The sequence below is a fragment of the Chitinophaga silvisoli genome, assembly GCF_003412465.1.
Taxonomy (GTDB): domain Bacteria; phylum Bacteroidota; class Bacteroidia; order Chitinophagales; family Chitinophagaceae; genus Chitinophaga; species Chitinophaga silvisoli.
Genome location: NZ_QTJV01000004.1, coordinates 396707 through 415128 on the forward strand (window position 1 = coordinate 396707; position 18422 = coordinate 415128).

The following is an 18422-nucleotide window of genomic DNA, read 5'->3' on the forward strand; positions in this document are numbered from 1 at the left end:
ACAAATTACGGTTTGCCCTATGGTTAATTCTTCAGACGGTTCATGATATTCACATCTACTGACTGTGAATTCCTGTATACCATAACGATAATGGCCAGACCTACAGCTACTTCAGCTGCTGCCACGACCATGATGAAAAACACAAAGATCTGGGCCCCGGCCGCATCCACTCTACCTGCATCCGCCCACATTTTAGAAAACGCCACTAACAAAAGGTTCACAGCATTCAGCATCAACTCTACACACATGAAGATGATGATGGCATTTCTGCGCATCAATACACCCATCACCCCGATACAGAAGAGCGCAATGCTTAAAAAGATATAATATTGAACCGGCATAAAAATGAATTACAGATTAGGATTAATGTTCTTTCTTACCAATCACGACTGCACCGACCATGGCACTCAAAAACAGGATGCTGCTCACTTCGAAAGGAACAACATATGTTTTAAATAAAGTCTGACCAAGGTTAGCAATTAAGCCAATATCGTTAGATGCCGGTGTTAATGATGGCAGGCTCGCTTCACGCAGTGCAGCCAGCAGTACTACCAGCAGTGCACCACCACTGATGGCGCCTGCATACTTCAGCCAGTTCCGCTTTTGCGGCTCCCCTTCAGCATTCAGGTTCATCAGCATGATCACGAACAGGAACAATACCATGATCGCACCCGCATATACAATGATGTGCACCACCGCCAGGAACTGAGCATTCAGCATCACGTAATGGCCGGCTATGGTAAAAAATGTAAGGATCAGGCAAAGGACACTTGTAACGGGACTCTTACTAAACACCACGCCCAGCGCAGTGATCAGTGAAATAATAGAGAGGATCCCGAAAACGACTTGTTGTAAATTCATTCCCATTGCTATATTGTCTGATTGTTGTGTTTGGAATTATGCATTTTTCTGCTCTCCTGGCAATGGAATCAACAGATCCTGCTTACCATAGATGAAACCTTCACGTTTGTAATGTGCTGGTGCAAATGTTTCTGAGAGATAAATCGCATCCTTAGGACAAGCTTCTTCACAAAAACCACAGAAGATGCAACGGAGCATGTTAATTTCATAACGTGCAGCATATTTCTCTTCACGGTACAGGTGCTCTTCACCCGGCTTCCTTTCAGCAGCTTCCATCGTGATCGCTTCCGCAGGACAAGCCACCGCGCACAGACCACAAGCCGTACAATTCTCACGTCCTTCCTTATCCCTGTTCAAAATGTGCAGACCACGGAATACCGGGCTGAACTCACGCTTTTCTTCAGGATAACTTACTGTTGGTTTCTTCTGGAATATGTGCTTGAAAGTGATCACCATCCCTTTCCCGATAGCAGGCAGATACATCTTCTCCAAAAAATTCATCGGTCTGCGATCTACCGGTTTTGCCCTGTTTGTTAAAGTTTGCATGATTAATAATGCGATTAAATAAGTTTACAATTTCATTCTGTTAGTGTTGGTGCCATAAGATCCAGCCACCAGTAATCAGCATGTTTAATAACGCGATCGGAATCAGGTAGTTCCAGCCCAGGCGCATTAACTGATCGTAACGGAAACGCGGGATAGTCCAGCGAACCCACATAAAGAAGAAAATGAAGCAAATAGTTTTTATAAACAGAACCAGTGTACCAAGTATAGTCACAATGTTTGGCGATACATGCAGACTATCCAGTCCCCAGATGTGGTATCCACCAAAGTACAGTGTAGACATCAGCGCAGAGCTGATGAACATATTGATGTACTCAGCGAACAGGAAGAAACCCAGTTTCATGGAAGAATACTCCAGGTGATAACCACCGTTCAGTTCATTCTCCGCTTCTGCCAGGTCAAATGGAGAACGGTTCGTTTCAGCAAAAGAGCAGATCAGGAAAATGATGAAGCCCAGTGGTTGAACAAATACGTTCCAGACACCACTCTGACGTTGCTGCTCTACGATATCTTTCAGGCTCAGGCTACCAGTTACCATCAGCAGTGCAATCAGTGCCATACCCATGGCCAGCTCATAGCTGATGATCTGGGATGCCGCACGGATAGATGATAAGAGGGAGAATTTGTTGTTGGAAGACCAGCCGCCCAGCATAATGCCGTATACGCCTAAGCTAACCACACCAAAAATGTAAAGAATACCAATATTTACGTCAGCTACCTGCAGGGATACGGTATGACCGGCAATGGTCAGGGTATCGCCCCACGGAATAACTGCACTGGTCATACAGGCTACAGTCATAGCCAGTGACGGACCTAAAATGAAGAGGAAACGATTGGAGGCTCCCGGGATGATCTCTTCCTTGAAGAAGAGTTTACCACCATCCGCCAGCGGCTGGAGCAATCCCAAAGGACCCGCTCTGTTTGGACCAAGCCTGTCCTGCATAATACCCGCTACCTTTCTTTCGCCCCATGTGGAGTACATGGCCACGACCAGAGATATTATCAATACACCAGTTATCAATAATACCTTCTCAAGAATGAAAAACCAGTCTACTTGCATCAAATACGAGTTATAAATTTACTTACTTGTTAAAATCATCAGAGTGTGCAGGCCCTTCGATCTGCGACAGATCGATATTTGGACGGTTTACCTGGCTAATGCTGTGAATATCCATCAGCAGTTTTGGCTGACGGCCATCCAGTACTTCTACCAGGGTATCCTTTGGCTTGTTTACACCTACATAATGGTTAGCAGAAATTACGCTCTGGCGTTCAATCTTACGTGGACCTTCGATCACCCAGTCTTTCGCTTCTTTCTTATCAAAGCGGCAGGTATCACAAATGAAGTCTTCCACCTCACCATATTTATCTTTCCGTGCAGTTACACGGAACACCTCATCACCACGCATCCACAGTACAGTTTTACCACAGCACTTAGGATTATCACAATCACGGTGTGCATTTACCGGTTTCAGGAACCATACACGGTTTTTGAAACGGAAAGTTTTATCGGTCAGGGCACCTACAGGGCAAACGTCAATGACGTTACCAATGAAGGGGCTGCTTAAGTTCTTGCTCAGGTAAGTGCTGATTTCAGCATGTTCACCACGGCCCAGTACACCATGTTCACGGTTGCCGGCTACCTGATCGGCAGTGAATACGCAACGGTAACAAAGAATACAGCGGGTCATGTGTAACTGGATCTTATCACCCAGATCTACTTTATCGAAAGTACGGCGTTTGAATTCGTAACGGGTAGCTTCTGCACCATGCTCATAGCCCAGATCCTGCAGGTGACATTCACCAGCCTGGTCACATACCGGGCAATCCAGCGGGTGATTCAGCAACAGGAATTCCACCACACCTTTACGTGCTTCCAGCACTTCAGGAGAGGTGATGTTTGCTACTTCCATACCATCCATTACAGTAGTACGGCAGGAGGCAACCAGTTTTGGCATAGGACGGGGGTCAGCTTCCGAACCCTTGGATACTTTTACCAGACATGTACGGCATTTACCACCACTACCCTGCAGTTTAGAATAGTAGCACATTGCAGGCGGCACTATATCTCCTCCTATCTGACGGGCAGCATTCAGGATGGTAGTACCTGGTGCCACTTCCACGGTGATCCCGTCAATCTTGACTTTAAAGAGTTTCTGTTCTTCAGCCATTTTGTTCGCTTAAAAAAGGCGCTCGTTCTTTACACGAAACGTCGTGTTAGATATTGTTGATTCTTATACTGCAGCAGGGGCAGCGATTTCCAGCGGATCTGCATAATGTGCAAGACCGAAATTGCGTTTTTGCGCTTCTTCAGGATGCAACACATGCCACTCAAATTCATCGCGGAAGTGGCGGATAGCCGCAGCTACCGGCCAGGCAGCAGCATCACCCAGCGGGCAGATGGTGTTACCTTCTATCTTACGCTGAATATCCCACAGCAGGTCTATATCGCTCATTTTACCCTTACCGTTCTCGATGTTTTTGAGTACACGCTCCATCCATCCGGTACCCTCACGGCAGGGACTACACTGTCCGCAGCTTTCGTGGTGGTAGAAACGGGCAAAGGTCAGGGTGTTCTTCACAATACACTGGTCTTCGTCCAGTACAATGAAACCACCGGAACCCAGCATTGTACCGGTAGCAAAACCACCGTCAGCCAGGCTTTCATATGTCATCATACGCGGTTCACCCTTTGCAGTTTTCAGCAGCAGGTTAGCCGGCAGGATAGGTACGGAACTACCGCCAGGGATACACGCTTTCAGGCGCTTTCCATTTGCGATACCACCGCAATATTCATCTGAATAAATAAATTCTTCTACAGAAATGTTCATCTCTATTTCATACACCCCTGGTTTGTTGATATTCCCACAGGCAGAAATGAGCTTTGTACCGGTTGATTTACCAGTGCCGTATTTAGCATATTCTTCACCACCAATACGAAGGATCGGTACTACGGTAGCCAGTGTTTCCACGTTGTTTACCACAGTCGGACAATCGTATAAACCTTTCACCGCAGGGAATGGAGGTTTGATACGTGGGTTACCACGTTTACCTTCCAGGCTTTCGATCAGGGCAGTTTCTTCACCACAGATGTAAGCTCCTGCACCACGTTGTACATATATTTCAAGATCAAAACCGCTGCCCATGATATTTTTACCCAGCCAGCCGTTTTTCTTTGCGTCAGCAATTGCTTCTTCCAGGATGTCAGGAATCCAGGCATACTCACCGCGGATGTAGATATAGCAGGTATTTGCTCCCAGGGTATAGCTGGAGATGAGCAGACCTTCGATCAGCAGGTGAGGAATGAATTCCATCAGGTAACGGTCTTTGAAAGTACCTGGTTCAGATTCATCGGCATTACATACCAGGTAGCGGGGTACGCCTTCTGGCTTTGCAATGAAGCTCCATTTCATACCGGTAGGGAAACCAGCACCACCACGGCCTCTCAGACCACTTTTCTTCACTTCGTCCAGCACCTGATCAGGAGTCATGCTTTTCAATGCTTTCTCCGCCGATCCGTAGCCGCCGTTGGCCCGGTATACATCATAATACCGGATGTTTTCTATATGTGCTTTGTCAAAAAGTAATTTGCGTCCCATCTTACTGTTATAGTTTGTAGATTGGCTTTTAGTTTGCGTTCGCCCTGCATTCTTCAATGATGGCATCCACCTTCTCTGGTGTCAGGTGTTCTTTGTAGTGTTTACCCAGCTGCATCATCGGCGCATAACCGCAGGCACCCAGGCATTCAACTGCTTTCAGCGTAAAGAGGCCGTCTTTCGTGGTCTCTCCTACTCCTATGTCCAGTTTCTTTTTAATATAGTCGATGATATTGTCTGAACCGCGCAGCATGCAGGGGCCGGTCTGGCACACCTCGAATACATGCTTACCTACCGGTTGCAGGTTAAACATCGAGTAAAAGGTTGCCACTTCATACACTTCAATAGGCTTGATCTGCAGCAGGGAAGCTACGTAATCCATAGTCTCTGTGCTGAGCCAGCCGCCAAACTCACCCTGTGCAAGGTGCAGCACCGGAATAAGCGCACTCTTCTGTCTACCCTGGGGATAGCGGGCGATGATCTCCTTTACTTTATTCAGCTTCTCTTCTGAAAACATATTCTATAGTTAAAAAAACAAAAAGGCGTTTCGTTTATGCATCCAGCTCACCTGCTATCAGGTTCAGGCTACTCATACAGATCAGGGCATCACTCAGCATGGCACCTTTGATCAGTTCACCGTAAGCCTGGTAATAAATGAAGCATGGACGGCGGAAGTGGAGTCTGTATGGGCTACGGCCACCATCACTGATGAGGTAAAAGCCCAGTTCCCCATTGGCACCTTCTACAGCATTGTACAATTCGCCTGGTAAAATATCGGACTCACCCATGATAATCTTGAAGTGATAAATGAGTGCTTCCATTTTTGTATACACATCGCTCTTTTCCGGCAGGTAGTAAGCAGGAACATCAGCATGGTATACATCGGCGGGCAGTGCTTTCACCTTATCCATCGCCTGACGGATAATGCTAAGACTTTCCCACATTTCGCCGTTACGAACCAGGAAGCGGTCGTAACAGTCACCGGTGGTGCCTACAGGTATAGAAAATTCAAAATCTTCGTAAGAGGAATAAGGATGCGCTACGCGTAAATCGTAATCCACACCGGCAGCACGCAGGTTAGGACCGGTAAAACCGTAGTTCATAGCCCTTTCGGCACTGATCGGACCTACGCCCTGTGTACGCTCCATGAAGATACGGTTGCGGTTCATCAGGGTTTCGAATTCCTTCAGGGCTTTTGGAAACTCTACCAGGAACTTTTCGATCTTTTCGAAAGCAGCGGGTGTGAAGTTTCTTTCAAAACCACCTACACGGCCAATGTTGGTAGTGAGGCGGGATCCGCAGATTTCTTCGTAGATCTCATAAGCCAGCTCACGCCAGCGCATGAGGTACAGGAAGCCGGTAAAGGCACCGGTATCCACACCTACAACCCCGTTACAGATCAGGTGATCACAGATACGTGCCAGCTCCATGATGATCACACGCAGGTAATCCACACGCTTAGGCGTTTGAATGCCCAGCAGTTTCTCTACCGTAATGTGCCATCCCATATTATTAATAGGAGAAGAACAGTAGTTCAGACGGTCTGTAAGAGGAGTAATCTGGTAGTAAGGACGGCGTTCAGCAATCTTTTCAAATGCACGGTGGATATAACCCACTGTGGATTCGGAACTAACAACGCGCTCACCGTCTATTTCCAATATATTTTGAAACACCCCGTGAGTAGCAGGGTGGGTAGGTCCGAGGTTGAGGGTTTGTGTAACCCTTTCAATAGATCCTTCCGGAAGTGTTATATGTTGCTCTGACATGATCAACGAATAATTAATTATATGCCAATATGCCCGCCGCGGCCGAACATTTCATCATCTTTATCGATACGAGTCTGGTCTTCCAGTGGGAATTCCTTACGCATGGGGAAATAATCCATTTCATCCACGTTCAGGATACGTTTCAGGTTTGGATGCCCTACGAAGTTCACCCCGAAGAAATCGTAAGTTTCCCGCTCCATCCAGTTTGCAGCTTCAAACAGGCGGGTAGCGGTGAATACTCTCGGATCTTCCACACTGGTATAAACCTTCATACGAAGTCTTACGCGCTGGGCAAAATTGTAGAGATGGTATACTACTGCCAGCTCCTCTCCTTTACGATCAGGATAGTGCACGGCAGTGAGGTCTGTTAAAAAACGAAATTGCAGCTCCTCATCGTCGTAAAGGAACTGCATCACTTTCAGGTTCAGATCTTTAGGTACTGTAAAATTAAGCATCCCAAAGGTTTCTTCCACCTGTGAGACAGCCTCACCAAACTTGTCGGTTAGTCGTTGTTTAATATTGTCGTTAGTCAAGGACATTGCAGTGTATGTTTAAGATCACAGATACAGGAGTAAAGTGTATAGTGATCTTTATTGTATGCCGTAGGAATTCAACAGTTCTTTGTACTTATCGGAATGGCGGCGACGCAGGCTTTCCTGACCAATCAGGTCCTGGATGCGCATAAATCCATCAATAATTGCTTCAGGACGTGGAGGGCATCCTGGCACGTATACATCCACCGGGATTACCTGGTCGATGCCCTGTAATACTGAATAAGTATCAAATACACCACCACTGCTGGCGCATGCACCTACAGCCATCACCCAGCGTGGCTCAGCCATCTGCAGGTATACCTGGCGTAATACAGGTCCCATTTTCTTGGAGATAGTACCCATTACCATCAGCAAATCACACTGACGAGGGGTAAATGCCATTCTCTCTGCACCAAAACGCGCCAGATCATAGGTAGACGCCATGGTGGCCATGAATTCGATTCCACAGCAGGAAGTGGCAAAAGGCAGCGGCCAGATAGAGTTTTTACGTGCAAGACCTATCGCTTTGTCAAACGAAGTCGCAAAAAAACCTTCCCCGGAATATCCCTCAGGGATTTCCACTGTCTTCACTTTCGTATTATACTGAACCGGACGTGCCATACTTTCAGATTTAAAATTTCAATATCAGATTTGTTCCCTTTTGCAAACACAGCCTCACATGGCGCTGTATGCCGTAATTACATTAATCTTCCCATTTCAGGGCTCCCTTCTTAAGAATATAAAGGAAACCTACCATAAAGAATGCCACGAACATCAACATGGCAACGAAACCTTCCCAGCCCAACAGGCGGAAATTGATCGCATAAGGATAAAAGAAAATGACTTCCACATCGAAAAGTACGAACAGGATAGCCACCAGGAAGTACTTAATAGCTACCGGCTGGCGGGCGTTACCATGACGTTCAATACCACTTTCAAACGTTTCGAGCTTGTCCTGTGTCTTTCTTTTGGGACCCAGGAAGTGAGTGGCGAACATGGTGAGGCCTACAAAACCCAGTGCAGCTATTAACTGTAAAACAATTGGAAAATAGCTAAAAGGAGTGGTTGCTGACAATATTACTGTGTCTATAAACATAAGCTTCCCTATAAATCGTTCATCAGAATGAGCAAAAATAGGCTAAGTCTAGCAATATTCAAATCTATTGAAGGATTAAAATATTATGTTTTTTCCCCAACCGGAAATAAAAAAACCCCGGCAGTCGCCGGGGTTTTCTATTTAAAGCTCAGTTTGCTTATTTCTTGTTTCCCTGAGAAGCAGGTTTGGATGCGGATTTAGCTCTGTTAGCCAGGTTTTCCTTGATCGCTGCAACGGTAGCGTTGTTAGGATCAATGGAAGTTACCTTATCCATCCAGATCTTCATGTTAGCATCATCATCCTTGTTATAATAGTAGATCATCAGGTACTGATAAGGGAACATCAGCTGGCTTGGCTTCAGTTTCTCATCACCTTTGATCTCAAACAGGTGCTGGAAGTGTGGCAGTGCCAGACCTTCTTTTGCTTCAGGATCTTTCGCCATGTTTGCACGGCCTCTCCAGTAAGTACCCAGTATTTCCTGTGTAGGATATTTGGTTACGAACTGACCCCAGGTAGAATCTGCCTGATCGTATTCGTGTGCATAGATCTCCATGGTACCTTTCCAGAACATATCCTGGATTTTGCCGGTATTTTTCTCGTCAGAGAAGTCATTTACCAGTTTACCATACCATTCTGCAGATTTTTTGCTTGCACCCATTGCTTTGAAGGATTCAGCTACGCTTCTGTATTTTTCTGCATCTTTTGCAGTATCAGCCAGTGCATATTTCTCCAGGTACATAGCCGCAATTGAATCGTTTGCTACTCTCTGAGCGGAGTCACCAACGTTTGCCTGGTAGATAGCGCTCAACAGTTTGTAGTCGTTAGGAGCCAGTTTAGCATCGCCAACTGCTTTTACGTAAGCTTCCATTTCAGACTTAGCGGTAGCGGTATCACCTTTCTGCAGGTAAGCATCGGTCAGCAGGCGGGTAAATTTACCTCTGTTTGACTCGTTTGTCTGCGGTAATACAGATTTCGCTTTGCTGATAGCTGCATCATATTCTTTCTTGTAGAAAGAGATGGCAGCCAGGTTGTATTCATTTTCCAGTTTACCAGCGCCTTCACCTACTACAGCCATATATTTCTCCAGGTACTTAGCTGCGTTTTCCAGTGACAGCTGAGCTTTGGTTGGAGTGATATAGAATTCATACAGCTGGTAGTAAGCAGGACCATAGTTAGCATCCATATTGGTAGCCTTGGTCCAGTCGTTTACAGCATCCTGCAGCAGCTTGGCATTGTAGTTTACAATACCTTCTTTCATGGTTGCTTCAGCATTGTTAGGATCCAGCTCTAAAGCCTTCTCATAAGTATTGATTGCTTTACCACCATTTTCACCACCCAGCATACGATAAGCATCACCCAGCTCGATATAATCGGCAGCGGTAGCTGTATAAACTTCTTTTTTCTTACGGCCTTCGTTGTTCAGCAGTTTCTCCATTACACTCGCAGCATAACCGCGGTCACCACCATGGATTTCAGAGTTAGCATCAGCGATCGCGCGGGCTACATCGCCGTTACGACCCTGCGTTGCAGCACTTGCAGCTTCAAACTTCTGCTTTGCAGCAGCAGCATCGCCTTTCAAAAGGTCCAGTCTGCCCATACCCACCTGCAGTAAAGGGGAAGTAGGAACTGCTGTCAGACCTTTCTGGAAGGTAGCAGCTGCGCCATTATTATCACCCAGGCCCAGCTGAGCGATACCGAGATAATAATATGCTCTTTCTTCATTAGGTTTAGCGGCTATTACTTTCTCCAGGTCTTGTTTGGCTGTTTCATACTTGCCATAATACAGGTCTTTCAATCCATCTTCTACAGATTGAGCCATTGCGCCGTTCGCGACGCACAGCATTGCAACAATTAAACTTTTCCGTCTGTTCATGAGCAATCCGGTTTTTAATTTTAGTTGTGTTAGTTTTTTACTTGATGTTCGCTTCCCTAAACACGATGTTCAATCTCGCAGGGAACAATTTGAATTTACCTATCACCATCTGTCCTTCTTGTCCTCCGAGGAAGGTTGCGAACCCGGACCCCAATCCGCTGTAAGGTTCTTTTAAGCAAAAGAATAATCCTCTTTTGAGCGGGTATGAACCGAGAGCAATATATGCCTGATATGGTTTTACAAATTCTGAACCATTATCAGCGCGCACCTTCACTACGTTCACCTTATTTGTAAATTCTATAGCCTGGGCATCGTTGGTATCTGATATCCAGCTTACCCCGATTACACCCAGTGCATCTTTTGATTTAGCCACGTAATCAATCACTTCGGGATTGGTTTTCGCCGCCATTACGTTCTTTGGCAGGGCCTTCCCCTTGTTGATTGAATCCTGGATATATCTAACCGTACTTGAATTCGAATTGTCGAAAATGATTTGCCACTTCCTTTCCGTGTCAGTTCCGTCCATTATGTTGCGAACCTGGTCCAGAGTGAGGATAGAATCCGGATTACTGTGATTAGTAATCAATGCTACACCATCCCAGGCGAGCATCATACTTTGTGGCGATATCTTAACTTCTTTCAGATAATCCAGCTCCTGCTGATTGAAACTCCTGGTTACAAGGATCAATCGTGCACTGTCGGCCATCAGGTCTCTGAAGCAATCTACTTCGGGTTTATATTCCGCAATGATATGCGCTTTCGGATAAAGTGACTCAAAAACTTTAATTTCCGATTCAATCAGCGGCCTGTATGTCTCGTCTACACTTATTTTGATAGTGCCGGATGTTGGCGTATCCTGCACCTGACCGGATTTGTTGTTCGATGTACAGGATGACAAGATAACAATTGTCGCTAACAATGCGATATAATTCCGGTTCCTTTTAATGATACTGGTAAACATATGCCTGACTATTAATTCGTTAATTCCTGTTAAAAAATGAATTCTTCACTCCCCGGTACACGCGGAAAATACCATAAGCGATCAGGACCCCTCCGAAGATATTGAGTACAGTTTGCGACACGCGGAACTCCCCCATATGAAGACGTTCTGCAAATATTGCAAATAATCCAAAGAGCATAAAAAATAACCCTCTTATTAACTCTCCAAGTGAGCGATAATCGATGCTCATATTCCTTTTACCAGATCTTTCCTGTTCCATCAGCATTGTTGCGAATTACAAGTATACAAAAAAAAATTTCTAATCAAACACCTGTTCTATTAGAAGATTGTCAAGAAAAATGGGTTGCATGCTAAACAGATAAGTAGAAAAACCGCCACTAGCGCAGGTTTTGTAAACGTCTGGCATTCATACATTTTTTCATATTCAATCTACATCTAATTATGAACGAAGTTGTTAAAACCTTGTTAATACTAATCAGCGTCAAATTTCCGGCTATTTGCAGTATATACGAGAATAATCTTCATCATAGTATCACGTAATTATTATATAGATGCTGCATAATTTAAATTCCATAACCCATGCCAGTATTACTGCACCGGGCCTGACAGTGGCCGGATTCCCGCCCTGCGGGCTTTCAGGCAAAATTGAGGTGGATTAATAAAATAATGTTAAAATCTTGTAGGTTTGCGGCAATTATGAAAATATTAATGGTTTGTCTGGGCAATATTTGCCGCTCCCCCCTGGCGGAAGGCATTCTCAGACATCTGGCAGACGAAAAAGGACTGAACTGGGAAGTGGATTCAGCCGGTACGGGCAACTGGCACGTGGGCGATCCGCCTGACAGGCGCTCTGTTAAGGTAGCCAGACAACACGGCATAGATATTTCCGGTCTCAGAGGCCGCCAGTTCCAGGTAACCGATTTCGATGATTTTGACCGCATCTTCGTTATGGACCTGGACAATTACCGCGATGTACTGCGCAAAGCACGCACCGATGCTGACAGGGACAAAGTTCAGCTGCTCCTTGATAACCAGCAGCCTGTACCTGATCCATGGTACGACGATGCCCTCTTCGAACCGGTATATAATATGATCTATAAAGCCTGCCAGCGCATAGTAGCAGGCACTGATATATAAAAATCAAAACGATGATAAAACCCAGTATACCAAAAGGTACCCGTGATTTCGGCCCTGTGGTAGTAAGGAAAAGGCAGTATATCTTTCAGACGATTCGCGAAACGTTCGAACTGTTTGGCTTTCAACCCCTGGAGACCCCTGCCATGGAACAAATGGATACCCTGACCGGTAAATATGGTGAGGAAGGAGATAAACTGATTTTTAAAATTCTTGATAACGGAGACATCCTGGGCCGCGCCCAGCAGGCAAAAGATAGCCGCGAACTCGGCATCCTGCTGTGTGAAAAAGCACTGCGCTATGATCTCACGATTCCTTTCGCCAGGTTTGTGGTGATGAATCAGAATGATCTGGCGTTTCCTTTTAAAAGGTATCAGATGCAGCCGGTATGGCGGGCTGACAGGCCTCAGAAAGGAAGATACCGCGAGTTTTATCAGTGTGATGTAGACATCGTGGGTAGTAATTCCCTGCTGAATGAAATAGAATTGCTCATGATCTATGACTCCGTATTCACAAAACTGGGTATGGAAGGCTATGAGATTCGCATCAATAACCGAAAAATTCTCAGTGCACTGGCAGAAGTAGCCGGAAAACCTGAGCTGTTAACAGATATTACCGTAGCCATCGATAAATTGGATAAGATCGGTATCGAAAAAGTAAAAGAGGAACTGAGCGAACGTGGCCTCAATGAAAGTGAAATCGCAATTATTGCAAATTTCCTCAACATTGAGGGGAATAATGAGGAAAAACTGCAACAATTAGGCGAATTGTTCAAAAATTCTGAAACCGGCAAAAAAGGTATTGAAGAGTTGACCTACGTACTCCATTCTCAACCGACAGCCTTCAAAACCACGCCTATCCTCGATGTCACCCTGGCACGCGGCCTGAATTACTATACAGGTATGATCGTGGAAGTAAAAGCACCTTCTACCGTGAAAATGGGCAGCATCGGCGGCGGTGGCCGCTATGACGACCTCACAGGTCTCTTCGGCCTCCCCAACCTTTCCGGTGTCGGTATCTCCTTCGGCGTAGACCGCATCTACGACGTACTCGAAGAATTACAACTCTTCCCCGCTACCGCCCAGCAAGGTACCCGTGTCCTCATCTTCAATATGGACGCAAATACCACCAGCACCGCCTTCCCCATGCTCGCCAGCCTCCGTGCCCGCGGTATCGCCGCCGAACTCTATCACGAGCCATCTAAAATGGATAAGCAAATGAAATACGCGAATAAACGCGGCATCCCATACGTAATCATTATGGGCGAAAGCGAAGTGAAAGAAGGTGTCCTCAGCATCAAAAACATGGTGAGCGGCCTACAGGAAAAAATCGCAGTTGCCGATCTGGCAAACTATTCCTTCCAATAAGATCAATCACTCCTCATATAGTAAAGCCAGGGTATTCCGATATCCTGGCTTTACTATTTCTATAAGGTAATAAGGTCACTAAAAGGGCACCATAAGGTCACTTCAATATCACCTCAATATCGAATCGATATACAAGTGCCCTTATGGTGACCTTATGGTGACCTATTGGTGACGAGTTGGTATAGGGGCCCGGATATCCACCCCTTCATACATTCGGCATACTTTTCACTGGCTATCCATATGCATCCGAATAGAACTATTTATATCGCCCTGGCCGCAAACCTGCTCATCGCCGTCATCAAATTTATCTCCGGTGCCTTTACCCGTAGCACCGCCATGCTTTCCGAAGGTGTCCATTCCCTGGTAGATACCGCCAACCAACTCCTGCTCCTCCTCGGCATCCGCCTCAGCAAGAAATCCGCTGATGCCAAACGCCCCTTTGGCTATGGCAAGGAACTCTATTTCTGGTCCTTCATCGTCTCCCTCCTCATCTTCGCCATCGGCGGCAGCATCTCCATCTTCCAGGGGATCAGTCATCTCCGCCATCCCGTACCTCCCGAAGATCCATTCTGGAACTATATAGTACTGGCATGCTCCTTCCTCTTCGACGGCGGTTCCCTCGTCGTGGCAATTATCGAATTCAAAAAAGTAAAGGGTAAAAAGTCCTGGTGGACAGCGGTGCATCAAAGTAAAGACCCCGCCAGTTTTCTCGTATTATTCGAAGATAGTGCTGCCGTATTGGGATTAGCAGTCGTAGGCATCATGCTCTACCTGGGACACAAACTCAATAATCCTTATTTAGATGGAGTGGCTTCCTTAATAGTCGGTGTGCTGCTCACAGTCGTTTCTATACTGCTGGCCCGTGAAAGCCGTAGTCTGCTCATGGGCGAAGGCATTGCCACTGCCACACAATTCAAAATCCGCGGGATTGTGGAAAGTGATCATACGGTGGAAAAAGTATTGCAGATCTTCTCTACTTATCAATCACCTGAAGAAGTGATGCTATTGCTATTAGTCCGGTTTAAAGAAGACCTTGATACACAGGATATTACGGATGCGATTTCACGCATTCAAGCGGCTATCAGGAAAGAGTTTCCATTTGCACATTATATTATTATCACTCCAGGCAAATAATAAGCCGCATCCCTAAATTACTTTTTTGCCGTTCTAATAAGAACCGCCAGGCAACGGCGCCAGCCGAACAAATGAGACCTTCCTTGCTGCCGCAGGCCCACCAATAAAAAAGGGCTGCGATCAGCAGCCCTTTTTCCAAATCTTATTTTACTTTCTGATAAGCTTCCAATCCCTTCTTCAACCAATCCGCATACTTATCCACATCCGGCGTATACCCCACCGGTGTTGTCAGCAACTGCTCATCCGGACTAATCAACACATAATACGGCTGGGAATTATTAATAAAATTCTCTGTCTGCATCGTCGCATACTTATCCCCAATCGTCTTAATCTCCTTCTTCTGACCATTCGTCGTCGTATACAAAAACTGCTGATCTTCCGGCAATACCTTCCTGTCATCCACATACAATGACACCAATATATAATCCTCCTCTATCAATCGCTTCACCTCACTCGTCGTCCACACATTCTCCTCCATCTTCCGGCAATTCACACAAGCCCAACCCGTAAAGTCAATCAGAATCGGCTTATGCTGTGCCTTCGCCATCTCAAGCGCCTTCTCATAATCATTCACCACATTGGCCTCCACACCCTTCGCACGGTTATTATAAATACTATAACTCAAAGGAGGAGGGAAACCACTGATCAGCTTACGATTCGCCCACGCTGTATTCGTCAACCCAGGCAGCATATACACTGTAAACACGGTAAATACCACGATGAATGCTATACGGGTCACACTGAACTTCTTAATTGGAGAATCATGCGGGAAACGAATCTTACCCAGCAGGTACAACACGATCATAATACCACAGATAATCCACACCGCAAAGAATATCTCTCTCTTCACGATACCCCAGTGCTCCACCAGGTCAGCATTAGAAAGGAACTTAATCGCCATACCCACTTCTATAAAGCCCAGTACCACCTTCACGGAAGACAACCATCCACCGGATTTAGGCAATGCACTCAATAAATTAGGGAACAACGCGAACAACGCAAATGGCAATGCCAGCGCAAAACCAAATCCCGCCATACCCGCCGTCAACTGTACCGCACCACCATCTGCTGATAAGGCACCCGCCAGCAGTGAACCCAGGATAGGACCCGTACAGGAGAATGATACCAGCGCCAGCGTAAGCGCCATAAAGAATATACCTACCAGGCCACCTACACCTGACTTGGAATCTACCTTGCTCGCCAGGCTACTCGGAATGGTGATTTCAAACACCCCAAAGAACGAAATAGCAAAGACAATGAAGATCACAAAGAACACCAGGTTCAGCCACACATTGGTAGAGATATTATTAAAGATCTCCGGTGCAATACTGTTCAGGAAATAAAATGGTGTGCTCAGTAACACATAAATCGCAAAAATGAAGAACCCATAAGTGATCGCATTCGCTACACCCTTCTTCTTGTCCTGGGATTTCTTGGTGAAGAAAGATACTGTCAGCGGAATCAGCGGGAACACACAAGGTGTCACCAACGCCACAAAACCACCAATCAGCCCCAATAAGAAAATCCCCCAGAGGCTCTTCTTCTCATGCACCTGCTCCCCGGTTATAATCACCGGCTGATCCAGCTTGATATTACTACGCTTCAGCGAGTTCACCGCATCGGCAGATGCTTCCTGCAAACCTGCCGCTACACTCACCAGCGTACCGGAAGCATCCGCTTTGAATTTGAAAATAAACTCATCAGGACCACCTGCTTCTTCTCCTTTCAGGTACATGTAGTTCACTGATCCATTCAGTGTTTTTACATCTCCATTCAGGTGAACAGGTACATTCAGTACCACCTTATCTTCAAAGAATTTCACCTCGGCATTATCCAGTATCTCCTCTTTCTCCTTTTTCAGCGCGCCTTCTTCTGTGATCGTACCTACGCTCACGACACTGTCTGCCACCACACGGCTGTACACCAGGGCATCATCAGGCATCGTGGTGGAGATTAATTTCACTCCTTTTTCAATAGTCCCTGTAAAGTGCAGCACATAATCCTGTGCGCCTTTCTTCTCTGCGGTATATTGCCAGTGAACTACAGTGTCGCTCTGCGCTTGCACTCCAAAGGCTGTCGCAATTATTATTATGAATGTTAGCAAATGCTTCATATAGATAATAGGATTTAGGGACTTATTTCCCTTTCAAACAATAAACGAGTTCCCGGGGGAACTCGTTTCAATTGACGTGTACGGAATACTGTGGTGTACAGCTTCCTGTATTAATTATTTTCCTCCCACGGAAATAGCAAAATCTACTGATTTAGGAGGCAGACATTCATGATCATCACAGGTCATGAACTCTACGGATCCTTTCACCTTTGTAGCAGCTTTACCTTTCACGGTTACTTTTTGTACAAAGTCTACCTGGTTCTCGTAGTATTTCAGTTCTGAGTCAAAGTTCTTGTCGAAAGCTTTATGCAGCTTTCCTACTTCAGTTACCTTACCCTCGGTTACTACCAGTGGGCTTTTGGTAAACTTAAAGGAGGTAGGTACCGGACCTTCTCCGGCTTCCTGTGCATACAGGTGCCAACCACCTTCGATGGTGGCTGTCATGTGCAATTCATACGTGGTCGCGTTAATCTTCTTCGACGTAAAGCTCCACTTCACCGGATTCTCTATCTGTGCACTCGCCAGCAGTGGCAAAGCGAAAAGACAGATCGCTGTTAATAATTGTTTCATACGTTGTTTTTAACTGGTTGGCTGATTTTTTATACTATACTTCTATAAACAGAATCAGTTGTTGTTGATAAGGCTCTGGAATATCAGCTGCCCATCAGTATTACCCAGCACCTCGCGGGTTGCCCTTTCAGGGTGCGGCATCAATCCAAATACGTTTCGCTCCTTATTGCAGATACCTGCAATGTTCAGGGTGGCTCCGTTTGGATTTGCATCTTCAACTACATTACCAAATTCGTCGCAATAGCGGAACAGGATCTGGTTGTTCGCCTGCAGCGTTTCCAGTGTAGCCTGATCTGCATAATAACGGCCTTCCCCATGTGCTACCGGAATCATCAGCGGACGACCAGTTACATCTTTGGTGAGAGAAGCTACCGGATTATCACTCTTCAGGTACACATTCTTACAAACGAACTGCTGGTTTTCGTTACGTAACAGTGCCCCCGGCAGTAATCCTGCTTCTACCAGGATCTGGAATCCATTACAAACACCTATCACACGACCACCTTTATTTGCAAATTCAATCACGCTCTGCATCATCGGACTAAAGCGTGCAATAGCACCACAACGCAGGTAATCCCCATAAGAAAAACCACCCGGCAGTACAATGCAGTCTTCTGTACTGAACATGCTCAGGTCTTTGTCTTTATGCCACAACTCAATTACTTCCTGCCCCAGGTCATTACGCAGGGCATCTATCATATCATGATCGCAATTGGAGCCAGGAAAGGTGACTACGCCGAATTTCATATTAAATAGTTGAATTTTATGGTCTTAAATATATCTCATTGATTTTAACCAACTTTTACGTCCAGGACCATTGAACGCAAAGTACCGGAAAAACCACAAAATTACTG

Annotated in this window: 20 protein-coding genes; 3 read left to right on the forward strand and 17 right to left on the reverse strand. The window is 45.8% G+C overall.

Going from position 1 to position 18422, the window contains the following annotated elements; all coding sequences use genetic code 11:
- Positions 1-23: 23 nt before the first annotated feature.
- From nuoK to DXN04_RS13730, 14 genes are all read right to left on the reverse strand, one after another.
- On the reverse strand, positions 24-341 hold the full coding sequence (gene nuoK, locus DXN04_RS13665; RefSeq protein ID WP_116853914.1) for an NADH-quinone oxidoreductase subunit NuoK: 318 nt from the start codon (positions 339-341) through the stop codon (positions 24-26).
- Positions 342-363: 22 nt separating this feature from the next.
- On the reverse strand, positions 364-861 hold the full coding sequence (locus DXN04_RS13670) for an NADH-quinone oxidoreductase subunit J family protein (RefSeq protein ID WP_116854319.1): 498 nt from the start codon (positions 859-861) through the stop codon (positions 364-366).
- Between the two features lie 36 nt (positions 862-897).
- A complete protein-coding gene (nuoI, locus tag DXN04_RS13675; RefSeq protein WP_116853915.1) occupies positions 898-1407 on the reverse strand; it encodes an NADH-quinone oxidoreductase subunit NuoI in 510 nt (169 codons plus the stop codon).
- A 40-nt stretch (positions 1408-1447) separates the two neighbouring features.
- Complete coding sequence (nuoH, locus tag DXN04_RS13680; protein ID WP_116853916.1) at positions 1448-2485, reverse strand: NADH-quinone oxidoreductase subunit NuoH; 1038 nt, start codon at positions 2483-2485, stop codon at positions 1448-1450.
- A gap of 22 nt (positions 2486-2507) precedes the next feature.
- Positions 2508-3596 (reverse strand): 2Fe-2S iron-sulfur cluster-binding protein, encoded by a 1089-nt coding sequence (locus DXN04_RS13685; protein ID WP_116853917.1) that lies wholly within the window; start codon positions 3594-3596, stop codon positions 2508-2510.
- A gap of 63 nt (positions 3597-3659) precedes the next feature.
- Positions 3660-5024 carry an NADH-quinone oxidoreductase subunit NuoF gene (gene nuoF / locus DXN04_RS13690; RefSeq protein WP_116853918.1) on the reverse strand — a complete coding sequence of 455 codons (1365 nt, stop codon included), beginning with the start codon at positions 5022-5024 and terminating at the stop codon, positions 3660-3662.
- A gap of 28 nt (positions 5025-5052) precedes the next feature.
- The gene (gene nuoE / locus DXN04_RS13695) at positions 5053-5538 is read right to left on the reverse strand and encodes an NADH-quinone oxidoreductase subunit NuoE (protein ID WP_072359211.1); all 486 of its coding nucleotides are present in this window, start codon (positions 5536-5538) and stop codon (positions 5053-5055) included.
- A gap of 34 nt (positions 5539-5572) precedes the next feature.
- The gene (locus DXN04_RS13700; protein WP_116853919.1) at positions 5573-6787 is read right to left on the reverse strand and encodes an NADH-quinone oxidoreductase subunit D; all 1215 of its coding nucleotides are present in this window, start codon (positions 6785-6787) and stop codon (positions 5573-5575) included.
- A gap of 17 nt (positions 6788-6804) precedes the next feature.
- Complete coding sequence (locus DXN04_RS13705) at positions 6805-7326, reverse strand: NADH-quinone oxidoreductase subunit C (protein WP_116853920.1); 522 nt, start codon at positions 7324-7326, stop codon at positions 6805-6807.
- Positions 7327-7377: 51 nt separating this feature from the next.
- On the reverse strand, positions 7378-7941 hold the full coding sequence (locus DXN04_RS13710) for an NADH-quinone oxidoreductase subunit B (protein ID WP_116853921.1): 564 nt from the start codon (positions 7939-7941) through the stop codon (positions 7378-7380).
- An 82-nt stretch (positions 7942-8023) separates the two neighbouring features.
- Positions 8024-8416, reverse strand: a complete 393-nt coding sequence (locus DXN04_RS13715; RefSeq protein ID WP_116853922.1) for an NADH-quinone oxidoreductase subunit A — start codon at positions 8414-8416, stop codon at positions 8024-8026.
- 157 nt (positions 8417-8573) lie between these two features.
- On the reverse strand, positions 8574-10289 hold the full coding sequence (locus DXN04_RS13720; protein ID WP_116853923.1) for a tetratricopeptide repeat protein: 1716 nt from the start codon (positions 10287-10289) through the stop codon (positions 8574-8576).
- 37 nt (positions 10290-10326) lie between these two features.
- On the reverse strand, positions 10327-11250 hold the full coding sequence (locus DXN04_RS13725) for a substrate-binding domain-containing protein (protein ID WP_116853924.1): 924 nt from the start codon (positions 11248-11250) through the stop codon (positions 10327-10329).
- Positions 11251-11269: 19 nt separating this feature from the next.
- Positions 11270-11515 (reverse strand): hypothetical protein, encoded by a 246-nt coding sequence (locus DXN04_RS13730; RefSeq protein WP_116853925.1) that lies wholly within the window; start codon positions 11513-11515, stop codon positions 11270-11272.
- A gap of 431 nt (positions 11516-11946) precedes the next feature.
- Here DXN04_RS13730 and DXN04_RS13735 point away from each other — a divergent pair, with 431 nt between their 5' ends.
- The 3 genes from DXN04_RS13735 to DXN04_RS13745 all read left to right on the forward strand — a co-directional run bounded on the left by DXN04_RS13735 (position 11947) and on the right by DXN04_RS13745 (position 14885).
- Positions 11947-12387, forward strand: a complete 441-nt coding sequence (locus DXN04_RS13735) for a low molecular weight protein-tyrosine-phosphatase (protein ID WP_116853926.1) — start codon at positions 11947-11949, stop codon at positions 12385-12387.
- 11 nt (positions 12388-12398) lie between these two features.
- Entirely contained in the window at positions 12399-13751 is a 1353-nt protein-coding gene (hisS, locus tag DXN04_RS13740) for a histidine--tRNA ligase (protein ID WP_116853927.1), read from the forward strand.
- 240 nt (positions 13752-13991) lie between these two features.
- A complete protein-coding gene (locus DXN04_RS13745) occupies positions 13992-14885 on the forward strand; it encodes a cation diffusion facilitator family transporter (RefSeq protein WP_116853928.1) in 894 nt (297 codons plus the stop codon).
- A 142-nt stretch (positions 14886-15027) separates the two neighbouring features.
- On the opposite strand, the gene DXN04_RS13750 is transcribed toward DXN04_RS13745, so the two are convergent.
- The 3 genes from DXN04_RS13750 to purQ form a co-directional block, all read right to left on the reverse strand.
- On the reverse strand, positions 15028-16998 hold the full coding sequence (locus DXN04_RS13750; RefSeq protein ID WP_116853929.1) for a protein-disulfide reductase DsbD family protein: 1971 nt from the start codon (positions 16996-16998) through the stop codon (positions 15028-15030).
- Positions 16999-17112: 114 nt separating this feature from the next.
- Positions 17113-17568, reverse strand: a complete 456-nt coding sequence (locus tag DXN04_RS13755) for a protein-disulfide reductase DsbD domain-containing protein (RefSeq protein WP_116853930.1) — start codon at positions 17566-17568, stop codon at positions 17113-17115.
- Positions 17569-17622: 54 nt separating this feature from the next.
- Positions 17623-18315 carry a phosphoribosylformylglycinamidine synthase I gene (gene purQ / locus DXN04_RS13760; RefSeq protein WP_116853931.1) on the reverse strand — a complete coding sequence of 231 codons (693 nt, stop codon included), beginning with the start codon at positions 18313-18315 and terminating at the stop codon, positions 17623-17625.
- Positions 18316-18422 lie beyond the last annotated feature (107 nt).